The sequence below is a fragment of the Rhodomicrobium sp. R_RK_3 genome (assembly GCF_002198715.1).
Lineage (GTDB): Bacteria > Pseudomonadota > Alphaproteobacteria > Rhizobiales > Rhodomicrobiaceae > R-RK-3.
The window spans coordinates 200404-214639 of the sequence record NZ_MWLK01000015.1 but is presented as its reverse complement, the minus strand read 5'-3'; the positions used below and the strand labels follow the sequence as shown (position 1 = coordinate 214639).

The following is a 14236-nucleotide window of genomic DNA, read 5'->3' as shown; positions in this document are numbered from 1 at the left end:
TGCAGTTGGGTTGGCGGCCGGGCCGGATCCGGGCGCCCGATTCTGACCAAATAGCCCGGCCCCTTCGCGAGGTTGAGCCTCATCGCTCCGCCCCCGCCCCATCCGCACATCTTCCCAAATCGACGGCAAAGTCGCTCGGATTGTCTTGATCTCGGTCGCAAGCCGTTAATGCGCCAAGCTGTACCCTTCGTGGTTGCCTTGCCGTGCGGCGTCGGAACTGGCAGGGCTTCCAAGGAGACACCATGCTACTCGCCCGCCTCCCCGTCCAGGCGACGGCGGCGATCCGTGATTTCGGCCACCCGTCCTCGCGCCGGGCCGAAAGCGGCTGCTCACGCCCCAACGGCACCGCTACGGGGGCGCTATGAATATCGGCTACCTCTCGCGCCGGACGGTCCAGATCGCCTTCGGCCTGGCCATTGCCGTGCTGCTCGCCGTTGGCGCCTTCTCCTATCGAAGCATCGTGGCATCCAGCCAGAGCAACCAATGGGTACGTCACAGCCATGAGGTGCTGCGAAGCCTGCAAGACCTGTCCTCGTCGATGGAGGGGATGTCCTCGGGCGTGCGCCGGTTCATCCTGACGGGCGAGGAGACCGACCTCAGCCAATATAACGCCGCCAAGCAACGGATGGCGGAACTCGGGCCGGTGGTTGCCAAGGAGCTGTCGGATAATCCCGTCCAGGCAAACCGGCTGGCGATCCTGGCGAAGCTGGCCGCCGAGCGCACCGAGCGCGCGGACTCGCTCATCGCTTTGCGCCGCGAGAGGGGCCTGGAGCCGGCGGTCGAGGCAGCCAAGGGAGACCCGAGCCCGCAAGAGGCCGCGGACTTTAATTCGCTCATCGGCCAGATGAAGGACGAGGAGCTGCGCCTGCTCGAGGAGCGCCGCGCGGCCGCGGCGGACTATCTGTGGCAGACCAAGCTCATTGTGATCCTGGGCACCGCGCTCGGGGTTCTCGTCACGGGCGTCGCGGGCTGGAGCGTGCTGCGTGACAGTCTTCGCCGCAGCCGGGCCGAAAAGGCGCTCCGGGGCAGCGAAGAGGAATACCGGATGCTGCTCGACGGCGTCCAGGACAACGCCATCTTCATGATCGACCCCGACGGCAAGGTGGCGAGCTGGAATGCGGGGGCCGAGCGCGTCAAGGGCTACCGCGCCGATCAGATCATCGGCCGTGATTTTTCCTGCTTCTTTACCCCGGAAGACATCGAGCGCGGCCGGCCGGCGCGCATCCTCCGCCTCACCGCCGCCAACGGCCACCACGAAGAACAGGGGATGCGCGTCAAGAAGGACGGTTCGCGCTATCTGGCCAGCGTCACCTTCACCGCGCTGCGCGATAGCGCCTGCAAGCTGCGCGGATTTTCCGAATTCAGCCATGATCTCAACGAAAGCCGCGACGCCGGCGCGAAATATCGCGGCCTTCTGGAGGCGGCCCCCGATGCGATGGTGGTGGTCGACCAGCTCGGCGAGATCGTGCTGCTCAATCTGCAGGCGGAAAAGCAGTTCGGCTACCACCGCGATGAGCTGGTGGGGCAGAAGGTCACCAACATCATCCCGGAAGGCTTTGCCGAACGCCTCGTCGCCGACGACCTGCGCTCCGCCGAAGATGCCAAGGACCAGCAGATCGGCACCGGCATCGAGCTGACGGGCCTGCGCAAGGACGGCAGCGAATTTCCGATCGAGATCATGCTGAGCCCGCTCGCCAGCGCCGAGGGCACGCTCGTCACGGCCGCGATCCGGGACATCAGCGTGCGCCAGCAGGCAGAGCGGCACCTGGCGCAGATGGAGGGGCGGTATCGCGGGCTGCTGGAGGCCGCGCCCGACGCCATGGTGGTGGTCAACCAGGCCAGCGAGATCGTGCTGCTCAACCTGCAGGCGGAAAAGCAATTCGGCTACCGGCGCGACGAGCTGCTCGGCCAGAAGGTCACCAACATTATCCCGGAAGGCTTTGCCGAACGCCTCGTCGCCGACGATCTGCGCTCCGACGAGGATGCCAAGGACCAGCAGATCGGCACCGGCATCGAGCTGACCGCGCTCCGCAAGGACGGCAGCGAGTTTCCCATAGAGCTGATGCTGAGCCCGCTCGAAAGCGCTGAGGGCGTGCTGGTCACGGCGGCGATTCGCGATATCAGCGTGCGCAAGAACGCGGAAAAGCAACTGGCCCAGATCGAGGGCAAATATCGCGGTCTGCTGGAGGCCGCACCCGACGCTATGATCGTCGTCAATCAGGCCGGCGAGATCGTGCTGCTCAACCTCCAGGCCGAAAAGCAGTTCGGCTACCGGCGCGACGAACTGCTCGGCCAAAGGGTCACCAACATCATTCCCGTGGGCTTTGCCGAGCGCCTCGTCGCCGACGATCTGCGCTCGGATGAGGATGCGCTCGCCCAGCAGATCGGCACCGGCCTGGAATTGACCGCGCTCAGGAAGGACGGCAGCGAATTCCCCATCGAGCTGATGCTGAGCCCGCTCGAAAGCGCCGACGGCACGCTGGTCACGGCGGCAATCCGCAATATCAGCGTGCGCCAGGAAGCCGAGCGGCATGTGGTGCAGATGGAAGGCCGCTATCGCGGTCTGCTTGAAGCCGCGCCCGATGCCATGGTCGTCGTCAATCAGGCTGGGGAGATCGTGCTGCTCAACCTGCAGGCCGAAAAGCAGTTCGGCTACCGGCGTGACGAACTGCTCGGCCAGAGGGTCACCAACATCATTCCCGTGGGCTTTGCCGAGCGCCTCGTCGCCGACGATCTGCGCTCGGATGAGGATGCGCTCGCTCAGCAGATCGGCACTGGCCTCGAGCTGACCGCGCTCAGGAAGGACGGCAGCGAATTCCCCATCGAGCTGATGCTAAGCCCGCTCGAAAGCGCCGACGGCACGCTGGTCACCGCCGCGATCCGCAATATCAGCGTGCGCCAGGAAGCCGAGCGGCATGTGGTGCAGATGGAGGGGCGCTATCGCGGCCTCCTCGAAGCCGCACCGGATGCGATGGTGGTGGTCAATCAGGCCGGCGAGATCGTGCTGCTCAACCTGCAGGCCGAAAAGCAGTTCGGCTACCGGCGTGACGAACTGCTCGGGCAGCCGATGACCAACATCATCCCGGAAGGCTTCGCCGAGCGGCTGATCGCCGACGATCTGCGCTCGGCGCAGGAGGCGTCCAACCAGCGCATCGGCACCGGCATCGAGCTGACGGCGCTCCGGAAAGACGGCAGCGAATTCCCCATCGAGCTGATGCTGAGCCCGCTCGAAAGCGCCGAGGGCACGCTGGTCACCACCGCGATCCGCGACATCAGCGTGCGCAAGAACGCGGAAAAGCAACTGGCCCAGATCGAGGGCAAATATCGCGGGCTCCTGGAGGCGGCGCCGGATGCCATGGTCGTCGTCAATCAGGCCGGCGAAATCGTGCTGCTCAACCTGCAGGCCGAAAAGCAGTTCGGCTACCGGCGCGACGAACTGCTCGGCCAGAAGGTCACCAACATCATTCCCGAAGGCTTTGCCGAACGCCTGATCGCCGACGACCTGCGCTCGGCGGAGGAGGCGTTCGACCAGCAGATCGGCACCGGCATCGAACTGACGGCGCTCAGGAAGGACGGCAGCCAATTCCCCATCGAGCTGATGCTGAGCCCGCTCGACAGCACCGAAGGCACCCTCGTCACCGCCGCGATCCGCGATATCACCGTCCGCAAGGACGCGGAGAAATATATGGCGCAGATGGAAGGCCGCTATCGCGGCCTGCTGGAAGCGGCGCCTGACGCGATGGTCGTCGTCAACCAGCAGGGCGAGATCGTGCTTCTGAACCTGCAGGCCGAAAAGCAGTTCGGCTACCGCCGCAACGAGCTTCTCGGGCAGCGGGTCAAGAACATCATTCCGCACGGCTTTGCCGAAAGGCTGATCGCCGACGGCCTGCGCTCCGAGTTCGACGCCGTGACGCAGCAGATCGGCACCGGCATCGAGCTCACGGCGCTCCGGAAGGACGGCAGCGAATTCCCCATCGAGCTGATGCTGAGCCCGCTGGGCGGCGCGGAGGGCGTCCTCGTCACTGCGGCGATCCGCAATATCAGTGTCCGCAAGAAGGCGGAAGCCAGCCTCGTGCAAAGCATCGGCGAGCTGAGGCGCTCGAACGACGAGCTGGCGCAATTCGCCTATATCGCCTCGCATGATCTGCAGGAGCCGCTGCGCATGGTCGCCAGCTACACCCAGCTCCTGTCGCGCCGCTATAAGGGCAAGCTGGATTCGGACGCCGACGAGTTCATCGCCTTTGCCGTCGACGGCGCGAACCGGATGCAGCGCCTGATTCAGGATCTGCTGGCCTATTCGCGGGTCGGCTCGAAGGGCAAGGAAATGCGCGCCACTTCCAGCGAGGTCGCCCTGCATCAGGCTTTGATGAACCTGCGCAGCGCGATCCGGGAAAGCGGCGCCAAGGTCACGCATGGCGAGCTTCCCGTGGTGCTGGCCGATCCGATGCAGCTCACGCAACTCTTCCAGAACCTTGTCGGCAACGCCATCAAATACCAGAAGCCGGGCGTTCCCGAGATCCACATTTCCGCCGCCCAGGATGCGGCCCTGAAATGGGGCTTCGCGGTGAAGGACAACGGCCTCGGCATCGATCCGCAATATTTCGACAGGATTTTCGGCATGTTCCAGCGCTTGCACAAGCGCGAGGAGTTCGCCGGCACCGGCATCGGCCTTGCGATCTGCAAGAAGATCGTCGAACGCCATGGCGGCACGATCTCGGTCGAATCGCAACCCGGCGAGGGTTCGACCTTTCATTTCGCCCTGACGGGAAGCGAGCGGCAGTCATGATCGGTTCCGGAAACGGCATGCCCCAGATTGGAATTGGAGACGATATGCCAATTGAAGTGCTCCTGGTCGAAGACAGTCCCGGCGACGTCCGGCTGACGCAAGAAGCCTTTCAGGCGGCGAACACGGCGATCCGAATACATGTCGCTACCGACGGAGTGGAGGCGATGACATTCCTGCGCCGGGAGGGCGTGCATCAGGACGCGCCCCGGCCGGACCTGATCCTTCTGGATCTCAACCTTCCCAAGATGGATGGCCGCGAGGTCTTGGCCCACATCAAGGAGGATGACAGCCTGAAGCTGATCCCCACGGTGATCCTGACGACCTCGGATGCGGAGGCGGACATCGTGAAAAGCTATCAGCTCCAGGCCAATTGCTATTTGAGCAAGCCGGTGCAGCTCGACGAGTTCGAATCGCTGGTGAAGAGCATCAACGATTTCTGGCTGACCAAGGTCAAGCTGCCCGCCCAGATCGTCGGATGAGCGCGACCATCAAAGAAGTACTGCTTCTCCTGGTCGAAGATAATCTGGGAGACGCCCGGCTGCTTCGGGAAATGCTCAGAGAGAATGACATGCAGCTTACGGAGTTGACTCATGTGGAGTCGCTGCATGCCGCAGAGAGCTACCTCGCGACGGAGAGCCCCGACATCATTCTGGTCGATCTCGGGCTGCCCGATGCGCAAGGGATGGAGGCGGTCAGGCGCGCCCATGCCGCCGCGCCGCGCGTGCCGCTGGTGGTGCTGACCGGCCTCGACGACGAGGGCCTCGCGACGCACGCCTTGCAGGAGGGCGCGCAGGATTATCTGGTCAAGGGCCAGATCGAACCGCGCGCCTTGATGCGCGCCCTGCGCTACGCCATCGAGCGCAAGCGGCTGGAACAGATGAAGGATGAATTCGTGTCTTCAGTCAGTCATGAGCTGCGCACGCCGTTGACCTCGATTTCGGGGTCGCTCGGCCTCTTGATGGGCAAGGCCGCCGGCGAATTGCCCGACGCCATCGCCGAGCTGATCGGCATCGCGCATACCAATTGCCAGCGGCTGGTCCGGCTCGTGAACGATATTCTCGACATCAATAAGATGGAATCCGGCCAGGTGCAGTTCCGTTTCAGCCAGGTCAATGTGCGGCGGCTGGTCGAGCAGTCGATCGAGGCCAATCGCGGCTTCGCCGAGGGCTACGGCGTCGGCATCCTGCTCGAGGACGGCCCCGTCGCCGGCGAGGTCCATGCCGACCCCGACCGGCTGGCGCAAGTGGTCACCAATTTGCTCTCCAATGCCATCAAATTCTCCCCCGCCGGCCGCCAGGTCGCGGTCGCCATCGGCCGCGAGCGCGACAAGCTGCGCATCTCCGTGCGGGACCATGGCCCCGGCATCGCGAACGACTTCCGCCAGCGCATCTTCGAGCGCTTCGCCCAGGCCGACGCCACCAATACGCGCGAGAAGGGCGGCACCGGCCTCGGCCTCAGCATCGTCAAGCAGGTGATCGAACGGCTCGGCGGGGAGGTCGGATTCAGCGACGCGCCCGGCGGCGGCGCGATCTTCTATATCGAATTGCCCGCGCTGGGTAAGCCCGGCGTCCAGGACGAGGCGTCCAACCCGCCTCCCCCTGTTGAGGAAAGGCTGCAAGCATGACCTTCCATATTCTTCACGTCGATGACGAGCCGGACATCCGCAAGATCACGGAACTCTCGCTCGGTCTAAATCCGGACATCGTCACGCGGGGCTGCGCCTCTGGCCTGGACGCGATCGCCGTCGCCACGGAGTGGCTTCCCGACGTCATTCTCTGCGATGTCATGATGCCGCTGATGGATGGCCCGACGATGCTGGCGCGGCTGCGCGCGCAACCGGAAACGGCGAATATCCCGATCATCTTCATGACCGCCCGCGCCCAGGCCACGGAGCTCGACCTCCTCAAATCGCTCGGCGCCGTCGCCGTGATCTCGAAGCCCTTCGATCCGATGACGCTCGCCGCGACGGTGCTCGATCTGCTGCAATCGGCACGGGTCGAGACGCTGCGCGCGCTCGCCGCGACCGGCAAGCGGCGCGACGGCGCTGCGGCGAAAGAGACAAGCTCCAATGAAGAGGACAAGCCGCTGCCCACGCCGACCGCCGACGCGGCTTGACCCGGGCGGCCCGCCGCCCGCCAACCAGGAAAGGCAACCATCGCATGTCGACCAGCGGACCAGGGTTCGAACGCGCGGCGCGGCCAGGGCTCGCCCCCGGCGCCGTGGACGAGGGGCTGCGCGCCTATATGCTCAGCGTCTACAATTACATGGCGGGCGGCGTGCTGCTGAGCGGCATCGTCGCCTATCTCATTTACAGCTTCGCGGTGACGACCGATCCCGGGCTTGCGGCCAATCTGCCCGGCGGCGGCGTTCCGGCCATCCGCTCCGGCTTGTTCCTGACCCCATTTGGCCAAGCCCTGTTCCGGGGCCCGGCGATGCTGGTGGTGGCGCTCGCCCCGCTCGGCTTCGTGTTCTTCCTGTCCTGGCGTGTCGGGCGCATGAGCCTTGGCGGAGCGCAACTGGCCTTCTGGCTGTTCGCCGCCGTAATGGGCGCCTCGCTGTCGACGATCTTCCTGCGCTACACCGCGACCTCCATCGCCCAAATCTTCTTCATCACCGCCGCCGCTTTCGGCGCGCTGAGCCTTTATGGCTACACCACCCGGCGCGACCTCTCCGGCTGGGGCGGCTTCCTCATCATGGGCGTGGTCGGCATCATCATCGCCGCCGTGGTCAATCTGTTCCTGCAATCGAGCGCGCTGCAATTCGCCGTCTCGATCATCGGCGTGCTGGTTTTTGCCGGCCTCACGGCCTACGACACCCAGCGCATCAAGGAGCTTTATTACAGCGTCGCGGGCGACGGGACGGCGGCGGGCAAGGCCGCGATTATGGGCGCGCTCAGCCTTTATTTAGATTTCATCAACATTTTTACCTCGATGCTCAGTCTGTTTGGCAATCGGAACTAGCAAGATGCGGGGGGCCTCCCTCCGCATCGAATGAAGGCCGTCTTTCGCAAGAGGAGTGCTTTCGATGAGCGACAACAGCAATATCAGGGATCTGAACGTCAATCCGGCCGCCTCTCCGCCCGAGGAGAACGCGGGCGACTGGTTTGAGGATATGAAGAGCGCCGTGCTGGCGCAGAACTGGTGGGTGGTCGCCCTGCGCGGCGCGCTCGGTGTCGCCTTCGGCCTGACCGCCATCTTCCTGCCGGGGGTGACGCTGCTGTCGCTCGTCCTGGTGTTCTGCGCCTATATGCTGGCCGACGGCGTGCTTGCGATCATCATGGCGGTGCGGCAGGCGCGGCGCGGCGAGCAATGGCTGGTGCTGGCCGGCGAGGGCGTCCTGCGCATCGCCGCCGGCGCGCTCGCCTTTATGTGGCCGAAGCTGACCATCTTCGCCTTCGTGCTGCTGGTCGCAGTCTGGGCGATCATCTCGGGCGTGATGATGATTACCTCCGCCTTCCGGCTGAAGCAGAATTACGGCCGCATCTGGCTGACCATCAGCGGCGTCTGTTCGGTGCTGCTGGGCATCCTGCTGGTCGCCGCGCCGCCGGTCGGCGCGCTGGTCCTGACCTTCTGGATGGGCATCTATGCGGTGGTCTTCGGCGTGGCGCTGGTGGTGCTCGCCTTCAGGCTGCGCGAACACCGCTACGATCATATCCCGGCCTCGGGCGGGACGGCGGTCCCGGCTTAGGACTAGCCCCCCGCCGCTCTCTGGCGGGGGCGCACCTGAGATGTCTCACCGCCGGGCGCCGCTCGCCCCGGCCGGGTCCGTTTGCGCCGATTTTTGGCCAACAGGGAGAGTGGTTCAGGCTCTGGGGAGGCGTGACCGGCAACGCCATCGCGGGCACAAAAACGGGCGCTGCCATGCGCCCCCAATCGCGATACGGGCAGACCCCGCGCAGATATCAGGCCGCGTGCGAAGCGGCAGGCTCCGTCAGCACGGCGTACAGCGCTTCCTTCTCGCGCGACGACCTGAGCTTTTCCACGGCCGTCGGCTCGCGCATCAGGCGGGAAATCCGGGCGAGAGCCTTGAGATGGTCCGCTCCCGCGTCTTCCGGGGCGAGCAGCAGGAAAACCAGATCGACGGGCTCCTCGTCGATGGCGTCGAAATCGATCGGCTCGTCGAGCCGGGCGAACAGGCCGACAATGTGGTGCAGCGAGTTCATCTTGCCATGCGGGATGGCGATGCCGTTGCCGACGCCGGTCGAGCCGAGCCGCTCGCGCTGCAGCAGGGTATTGAAGATCTCATGCTGGTCGATGCCCGTCAGCTTGGAGGCGCGCACCGACAATTCCTGAAGCGCTTGCTTCTTGGTGGTTGCCTTCAATGCTGGAATGACGCCGTAAGGTGTGATGAGATCGCTTAGATCCATTGGCTTTCCATACGCTCCAGTGACCAGCGGCCTTGCCGTAGCGGCTCAGTCCTCGCGGTCTTCTTGCGCCGATAATCCACCGGGGTCGATCCAGCCGACATGGCCGTCTTCCCGCCGGTAAACCACATTCACGCGGCCATGGCTGGCATTCGCAAAGATAAGGAACGACTTATCCGCGAGGTCCATCTCCATCACCGCATCGCTGACCGACAGCACCCGGATGGCCGTTCGCGTCTCGGCCACGATGGCCGGCGCAAGCTCAGGGCTGTCCGCGTCTTGCTCGCCGTCCTCGTGCCGGAGAGTATAATCGATCGCGTCGATGTCCGCTGCACTATTCCTAGGCGCGGAAGTCGGATGATGATTTTTTAGCCGCCGCTTATATCGCCGCAGTCTTTTCTCGAGCCGGTCCATGGCTTCGTCGACGCTCGGGTGCGCCTCGGCGGCCGAGCCGTGCGACTGCAGCGAAAGCCCCGATGCCATATGCACCGCGCAAGTCGTCGCAAACCGCCCATGTTCCTTTTCGATAAATATATGCCCCGACAGCCCCTGGCTGCCATATTTTTCGAATGCTTTTTCCAGCTTGTCCAAGACATAGCTGCGTAAAGCCGATCCGAGATCGATGTTCTTGCCGGTGACTTGAATGGCCATGCGTTTTTTGTGTCTGCGTAAAATCCGGCAGCTTGCCCACCAAAGCTGCCCCTACGCTGTTGACAACTGCCCAGGGGGCCGGTTGTTTCCCTCGCCACCCTCTCAGACCCCGGCGGACCCTATTCCGAAGCTTGCCCGATGTCAAACAGGACCAATATTGTGGTGCCAGTTTGACCGCTTGAAAAGCCACATTGCGCCCAACCGCTCTTGAATAGCGATTAGGGTTATCCCTTAGCGGTTACTAAGGCTCTGGAGGCGGCTGCGTTTTTATTCCGGCGGCGCTGGACCGATGACGGTATCCGCATCAATTCCCGGTATTTCGCCACCGTCCGGCGCGCAATATCTATGCCGTCATCGCGCAGCATGGCGACGATCTTGTCGTCGGACAGGATGCGGCGCGGCGATTCATTGTCGATCATTTCCTTGATCCGGTGCTTTACAGCTTCGGAGGAATGCGCGTCGCCGAAACCGGCGGCGGCGATCGCCGAGGTAAAGAAATATTTCAGCTCGAAGGTTCCGCGCGGCGTCTGCATATATTTGTTCGAGGTGACGCGGCTGACGGTCGATTCGTGCATGCCGATTCGGTCGGCGACATCCTTCAGCCCGAGCGGCTTCAAGCCGCGCACGCCGTGGCTCAGGAAGCCATCCTGCTGGCGGACGATCTCGCGCGCGACTTTCAGCATGGTGCGGCGGCGCTGGTCGAGGCTGCGCGCCAGCCAGTTGGCCGTGCTGATGCAGCCCTGCAGGTAATGCTTGTCGCGCTCGTTGCGGACCTGGCGCTTGGCGGTGGCGTAGAAGCCGTGATTGATGCAGATGCGCGGCAGCGTATCGCTGTTGAGCTGCACCTTCCAGGCGCCGTCCGCGTCGGCGGTGACCAGAATGTCCGGCACCACGGCCTCAACCGCCGCGAAGCCGAATTGCAGGCCGGGCTTGGGGTTGAGCGCGCGGATCTCGGCGATCATGTCGAGCAGGTCTTCGTGATCGACTTCGCAGAGCCGGCGCAGCTTCGGCAGGTCATGCGCCGCGAGCAGGTCCAGATTGCCGAGCAGCTTGGCGATGGCCGGATCGTAGCGGTTGCACTCCTTGAGCTGCAAGGCGAGGCATTCCTCGAGCGAGCGCGCGCCGACGCCGATGGGATCGAAACTCTGGATCTCGGCCAGCACCGACTCGATCAGCCGCGAGGGCGCTCCGAGCCGCTCGGCGACCTCCTCGACGGTGCCGCGCAGATAGCCCGCCTCGTCGATCAGGTCGACCAGATGGTCGCCGATCAGGCGGCGGGTGGGGTCGGCGACGGCGAGATGGAGCTGCTGGCGCAGATGGTCGCGCAGCGTGACCTGCTCCGCGGTGTAATCCTCGAAGCGCGCCGCGCCCGGCTCGGACAGGCCGTTGCCGGAGGAGCGCAGCGACAGGTTTTCGTAAGCCGCCGGCGGCGGCATGGCCGCGTCATCGGCGAAATCGGACATCTCATCGGCAGGACCGGCGGCGTGGTGGACGTCCTCACCGCCAAAACCCTCGCCGGGCAGCGTCTCGGCTCCGGCCGGGGCGGTCTCCGCAGGAGCCTCGGCGGTCGCGGCGGTCAGGCGCGGGGTCTCGTCGCCGGCGCGCTCGTCCCAGTCGATGAGGGGGTTTTGTTCGATCTCGCGTTCGAGGAAGCTGTGCAATTCGAGATTGGAAAGCTGCAATAGCTTGATCGCCTGCTGCAATTGCGGCGTGATGACAAGCGATTGCGTCTGTCTAAGCTCTAGCTTTGTCTGGAGCAAGATCGCGCTTCCACGTTCAACTCATACACTCATCCCGGGCAGCACCCGTGACCGCGCTCGCCTGTTGCGGTCCCAGTCCATCCCCTTGCATTCATCGCATATTTTTCCGGAAAACCGCAGCGTAATGCTTACCATGCTTATCGCGAGAACATGTCGCCCAAATAGACGCGCTTGACGTCCTCATTGGCGACCACCTCGTCGGGCGTGCCTTCGGTCAGAACCTTGCCATCATAAATGATATAAGCGCGGTCAATAAGCTCCAATGTTTCCCGAACATTGTGATCCGTTATGAGAACACCGATCCCGCGCTGCGTCAAATGGCGCACAAGCGCGCGGATATCGCCGATCGCGATCGGGTCGATGCCGGCGAAAGGCTCGTCGAGCAGCATGTAGGACGGCCGGCTCGCCAGCGCCCGGGCGATCTCCAGGCGCCGCCGCTCACCGCCCGACAGCGCCATGGAGGGCGATTTGCGCAGGCGGGTGATGCGGAACTCGTCGAGCAGCGCGTCGAGCTGGCGTTCGCGCTCGCGCCGGTTCGGCTCGACCACTTCCAGCACGGCGCGGATGTTCTGCTCCACCGACAGGCCGCGAAAGATCGAGGTCTCCTGCGGCAGATAGCCGATGCCGAGCCGGGCGCGCCGGTACATCGGCAGCTTGGTGACGTCATGGCCGTCGATGGTGACATTGCCCTTATCCGGCTTGATCAGGCCGGTGATCATATAGAAGATTGTGGTCTTGCCGGCGCCGTTCGGCCCGAGCAGCCCGACGGCCTCGCCCTTGCGCACGCTGACGCTGGCGCCGCGCACCACGGTCCGGGCCTTGAAGCTCTTGACCAGCCCGGTCGCGATCAGTTCGTCGGCGGCCGGGTCCGCGCGGCGTCTGGGCGGCGGCCCCTGGTCGGATTGCGGACGGCGTGCCGGAACAGGCGCCTTGCCGTTGCCGGTGCGGGCCTGAGGATGATTATGCCTGTCCGTGATCGCCATCAGAAACCCAGCGGTGAGTTCGGCACGCCTTTTGCGAAGACCATAGTCCGGGCGGCGGGAAAATTTAATTCCAAAATTGTCACGGGAAGAACGCGCCGCGGACGATACCGGCTCGATGCGGCGTCAGCGCGGCTTTTCCGGCTTCTCGGGTTTGTCCGCCTTATCGGGCTTGGCCTCGCGCGCCTTCGGGGTGAACAGGGCCTTCACCCGGCCTTTGGCGCCATCGCCGCCGCCGGCGGTGTCGTTGTTCTCGAAGCGGCTCTGGCCGCTGACCAGATCGATCACCAGCCGGCTGCCCTTCAGTGTGTTCGTCTCCTGGGTCAGCACGACTTCACCGCCCAGGGTGACGAGTTGTTTCTTGACCTCGAAAACGGCCCAGTCGCTCGTCGCGGTCTGGCCTTCCTTGCCCGTCTGGCGATCCTTGGTGGTGATCAGGACCTTGCCCTTGGCGTCGATCTGGGTGATGTCCGCGCCGCCGCCGCCCGGCAAAGGCGAACTGGAAGCCTTGGCCTCCTTGACGGCATCGTCCTTCGCCGCGCCGTCCTTTGCGGCCGGCGGCGCATAGGCAACCTGGATTTCCTTGGCCTTCAGATTGAAATCGCCCTGTGTCGCCGAGACATTGCCGGTGAAAGTGGCGATCTTTTTCTTGTCGTCCACCTCGAGCGCGTCGGCCTCGATGTCGATCGGCTTGCCGGAATTGGCGCCGTAGCTCGCGGCAAGGCCATTGCCCGGCGCCTGCGCACCAGCCGGCGAGGCGAGCCCCGAGACGAGGAGCACGGCCCATACCGCGCCACCGGCGAGAAGCGGCGCAGCCCCCGCACGGAACGGTTTGTCCTTCATCATCGCTGGGCTCCCTGCTGCGGCTGGCGTTCCAGGTGGACCTTGACGTTGCCTTCGAAAATGGCGCGGCCCTCGCTGGAATAATAGGTCATGGATTGCGCCTTGATGGTGCTGCTGTGGAAGGCGAGGTCCACCGGATCGGTCGAAACCAGCTTGTTGCTCTGCATATACGCCGTCGCCGTTTTCAGCTTGCCGGCAATGCCCGCGTCGCCGCCGATCAGCACGCCATTGTCGAAAGTCAACTCTTCCAGCTTTTGCTGGTACAGGCCTGATGGCGCCGTCAGCACGGTGCGCTGGCCGCTCGGGGAGACGATCTCGGCGTTGATTACGTTCAGTGTCATCAGTTCGGGATTCTTTATCTGCTGGGTGGCGTCCTCCGCCCTGATATCGTAGACGCCGTATTTCTCGTGCACGCCCTTGATACGCGGATTAACCATTTTCAGCCCCCCGTCCGAAAGCACGACGTCCTTGACCGACGCCTCGCCCCCGGCGATCTCCACCGAATACTGCATCGGCAGGAAATACAGGGCCGCTACACATACGCACAGGACAGGCAGAAGCCAGCGCAGCGTCCTGACCCGCGCGCTGTGCCGCTTGGCCGAGCGCAGCGCCCGTGTGCGGTCGATGGCGCCCGGCAAGCCGCCGAAGCGGACCGGCGCCGACCGGATTTGCGAGTCGATAGCCATGCTGGATGTCGTCCTTCCCCGCGAAGCGCAACTTACCATAGTCGTTGCGCAGCGCAAAATTATGGTGCGGAGCGGCAATTTGGGGCCATCCGCCGGGTCGGGGCCGCGCCGCAAGCGCTTGCCTCACCACCGTTAAGCGCCAGGATAGCCCCACCGGCCCCCATCGC

Annotated in this window: 13 protein-coding genes; 7 read left to right on the top strand and 6 right to left on the bottom strand. The window is 64.4% G+C overall.

What is annotated here, in order from left to right:
- Positions 1–242 precede the first annotated feature (242 nt).
- The 7 genes from BLEFHOIH_RS27500 to BLEFHOIH_RS07780 all read left to right on the top strand — a co-directional run bounded on the left by BLEFHOIH_RS27500 (position 243) and on the right by BLEFHOIH_RS07780 (position 8473).
- On the top strand, positions 243–365 hold the full coding sequence (locus BLEFHOIH_RS27500) for a hypothetical protein (protein ID WP_280950406.1): 123 nt from the start codon (positions 243–245) through the stop codon (positions 363–365).
- On the top strand, positions 362–4786 hold the full coding sequence (locus BLEFHOIH_RS07805) for a PAS domain S-box protein (RefSeq protein WP_088344082.1): 4425 nt from the start codon (positions 362–364) through the stop codon (positions 4784–4786). The genes BLEFHOIH_RS27500 and BLEFHOIH_RS07805 overlap by 4 nt, the downstream gene beginning before the upstream one ends.
- Before the next feature lie 44 nt (positions 4787–4830).
- On the top strand, positions 4831–5265 hold the full coding sequence (locus BLEFHOIH_RS07800) for a response regulator (RefSeq protein WP_088344324.1): 435 nt from the start codon (positions 4831–4833) through the stop codon (positions 5263–5265).
- Positions 5262–6410 carry an ATP-binding protein gene (locus tag BLEFHOIH_RS07795; RefSeq protein ID WP_088344080.1) on the top strand — a complete coding sequence of 383 codons (1149 nt, stop codon included), beginning with the start codon at positions 5262–5264 and terminating at the stop codon, positions 6408–6410. Before BLEFHOIH_RS07800 ends, BLEFHOIH_RS07795 begins: the two co-directional genes overlap by 4 nt.
- A complete protein-coding gene (locus BLEFHOIH_RS07790) occupies positions 6407–6901 on the top strand; it encodes a response regulator (protein WP_088344078.1) in 495 nt (164 codons plus the stop codon). The genes BLEFHOIH_RS07795 and BLEFHOIH_RS07790 overlap by 4 nt, the downstream gene beginning before the upstream one ends.
- Before the next feature lie 44 nt (positions 6902–6945).
- Positions 6946–7746, top strand: coding sequence for a Bax inhibitor-1/YccA family protein (locus BLEFHOIH_RS07785; RefSeq protein WP_088344076.1), 801 nt, complete (start codon positions 6946–6948; stop codon positions 7744–7746).
- 64 nt (positions 7747–7810) lie between these two features.
- Positions 7811–8473, top strand: a complete 663-nt coding sequence (locus tag BLEFHOIH_RS07780; RefSeq protein ID WP_245296906.1) for an HdeD family acid-resistance protein — start codon at positions 7811–7813, stop codon at positions 8471–8473.
- A 214-nt stretch (positions 8474–8687) separates the two neighbouring features.
- Here BLEFHOIH_RS07780 and ptsN read toward each other — a convergent pair whose 3' ends face one another.
- The 6 genes from ptsN to lptC form a co-directional block, all read right to left on the bottom strand.
- A complete protein-coding gene (ptsN, locus tag BLEFHOIH_RS07775; RefSeq protein WP_088344074.1) occupies positions 8688–9152 on the bottom strand; it encodes a PTS IIA-like nitrogen regulatory protein PtsN in 465 nt (154 codons plus the stop codon).
- 45 nt (positions 9153–9197) lie between these two features.
- Complete coding sequence (gene raiA, locus BLEFHOIH_RS07770; protein ID WP_088344072.1) at positions 9198–9800, bottom strand: ribosome-associated translation inhibitor RaiA; 603 nt, start codon at positions 9798–9800, stop codon at positions 9198–9200.
- Between the two features lie 224 nt (positions 9801–10024).
- Complete coding sequence (rpoN, locus tag BLEFHOIH_RS07765; RefSeq protein WP_348626033.1) at positions 10025–11560, bottom strand: RNA polymerase factor sigma-54; 1536 nt, start codon at positions 11558–11560, stop codon at positions 10025–10027.
- Positions 11561–11697: 137 nt separating this feature from the next.
- Positions 11698–12543, bottom strand: a complete 846-nt coding sequence (lptB, locus tag BLEFHOIH_RS07760; RefSeq protein ID WP_088344068.1) for an LPS export ABC transporter ATP-binding protein — start codon at positions 12541–12543, stop codon at positions 11698–11700.
- A gap of 123 nt (positions 12544–12666) precedes the next feature.
- Positions 12667–13386 (bottom strand): LptA/OstA family protein, encoded by a 720-nt coding sequence (locus BLEFHOIH_RS07755; RefSeq protein WP_088344066.1) that lies wholly within the window; start codon positions 13384–13386, stop codon positions 12667–12669.
- Positions 13383–14069: an LPS export ABC transporter periplasmic protein LptC gene (lptC, locus tag BLEFHOIH_RS07750; RefSeq protein WP_088344064.1), complete on the bottom strand. Its 687-nt coding sequence runs from the start codon at positions 14067–14069 to the stop codon at positions 13383–13385. The genes BLEFHOIH_RS07755 and lptC overlap by 4 nt, the downstream gene beginning before the upstream one ends.
- Positions 14070–14236: the final 167 nt, after the last annotated feature.

Bases quoted from the DNA above. Each gene is read 5' to 3' on its own strand.
- BLEFHOIH_RS27500 (WP_280950406.1), top strand. From the start codon at position 243: ATGCTACTCGCCCGCCTCCCCGTCCAGGCGACGGCGGCGATCCGTGAT.
- BLEFHOIH_RS07805 (WP_088344082.1), top strand. From the start codon at position 362: ATGAATATCGGCTACCTCTCGCGCCGGACGGTCCAGATCGCCTTCGGC.
- BLEFHOIH_RS07800 (WP_088344324.1), top strand. From the start codon at position 4,831: ATGCCAATTGAAGTGCTCCTGGTCGAAGACAGTCCCGGCGACGTCCGG.
- BLEFHOIH_RS07795 (WP_088344080.1), top strand. From the start codon at position 5,262: ATGAGCGCGACCATCAAAGAAGTACTGCTTCTCCTGGTCGAAGATAAT.
- BLEFHOIH_RS07790 (WP_088344078.1), top strand. From the start codon at position 6,407: ATGACCTTCCATATTCTTCACGTCGATGACGAGCCGGACATCCGCAAG.
- BLEFHOIH_RS07785 (WP_088344076.1), top strand. From the start codon at position 6,946: ATGTCGACCAGCGGACCAGGGTTCGAACGCGCGGCGCGGCCAGGGCTC.
- BLEFHOIH_RS07780 (WP_245296906.1), top strand. From the start codon at position 7,811: ATGAGCGACAACAGCAATATCAGGGATCTGAACGTCAATCCGGCCGCC.
- ptsN (WP_088344074.1), bottom strand. From the start codon at position 9,152: ATGGATCTAAGCGATCTCATCACACCTTACGGCGTCATTCCAGCATTG.
- raiA (WP_088344072.1), bottom strand. From the start codon at position 9,800: ATGGCCATTCAAGTCACCGGCAAGAACATCGATCTCGGATCGGCTTTA.
- lptB (WP_088344068.1), bottom strand. From the start codon at position 12,543: ATGGCGATCACGGACAGGCATAATCATCCTCAGGCCCGCACCGGCAAC.
- BLEFHOIH_RS07755 (WP_088344066.1), bottom strand. From the start codon at position 13,386: ATGATGAAGGACAAACCGTTCCGTGCGGGGGCTGCGCCGCTTCTCGCC.
- lptC (WP_088344064.1), bottom strand. From the start codon at position 14,069: ATGGCTATCGACTCGCAAATCCGGTCGGCGCCGGTCCGCTTCGGCGGC.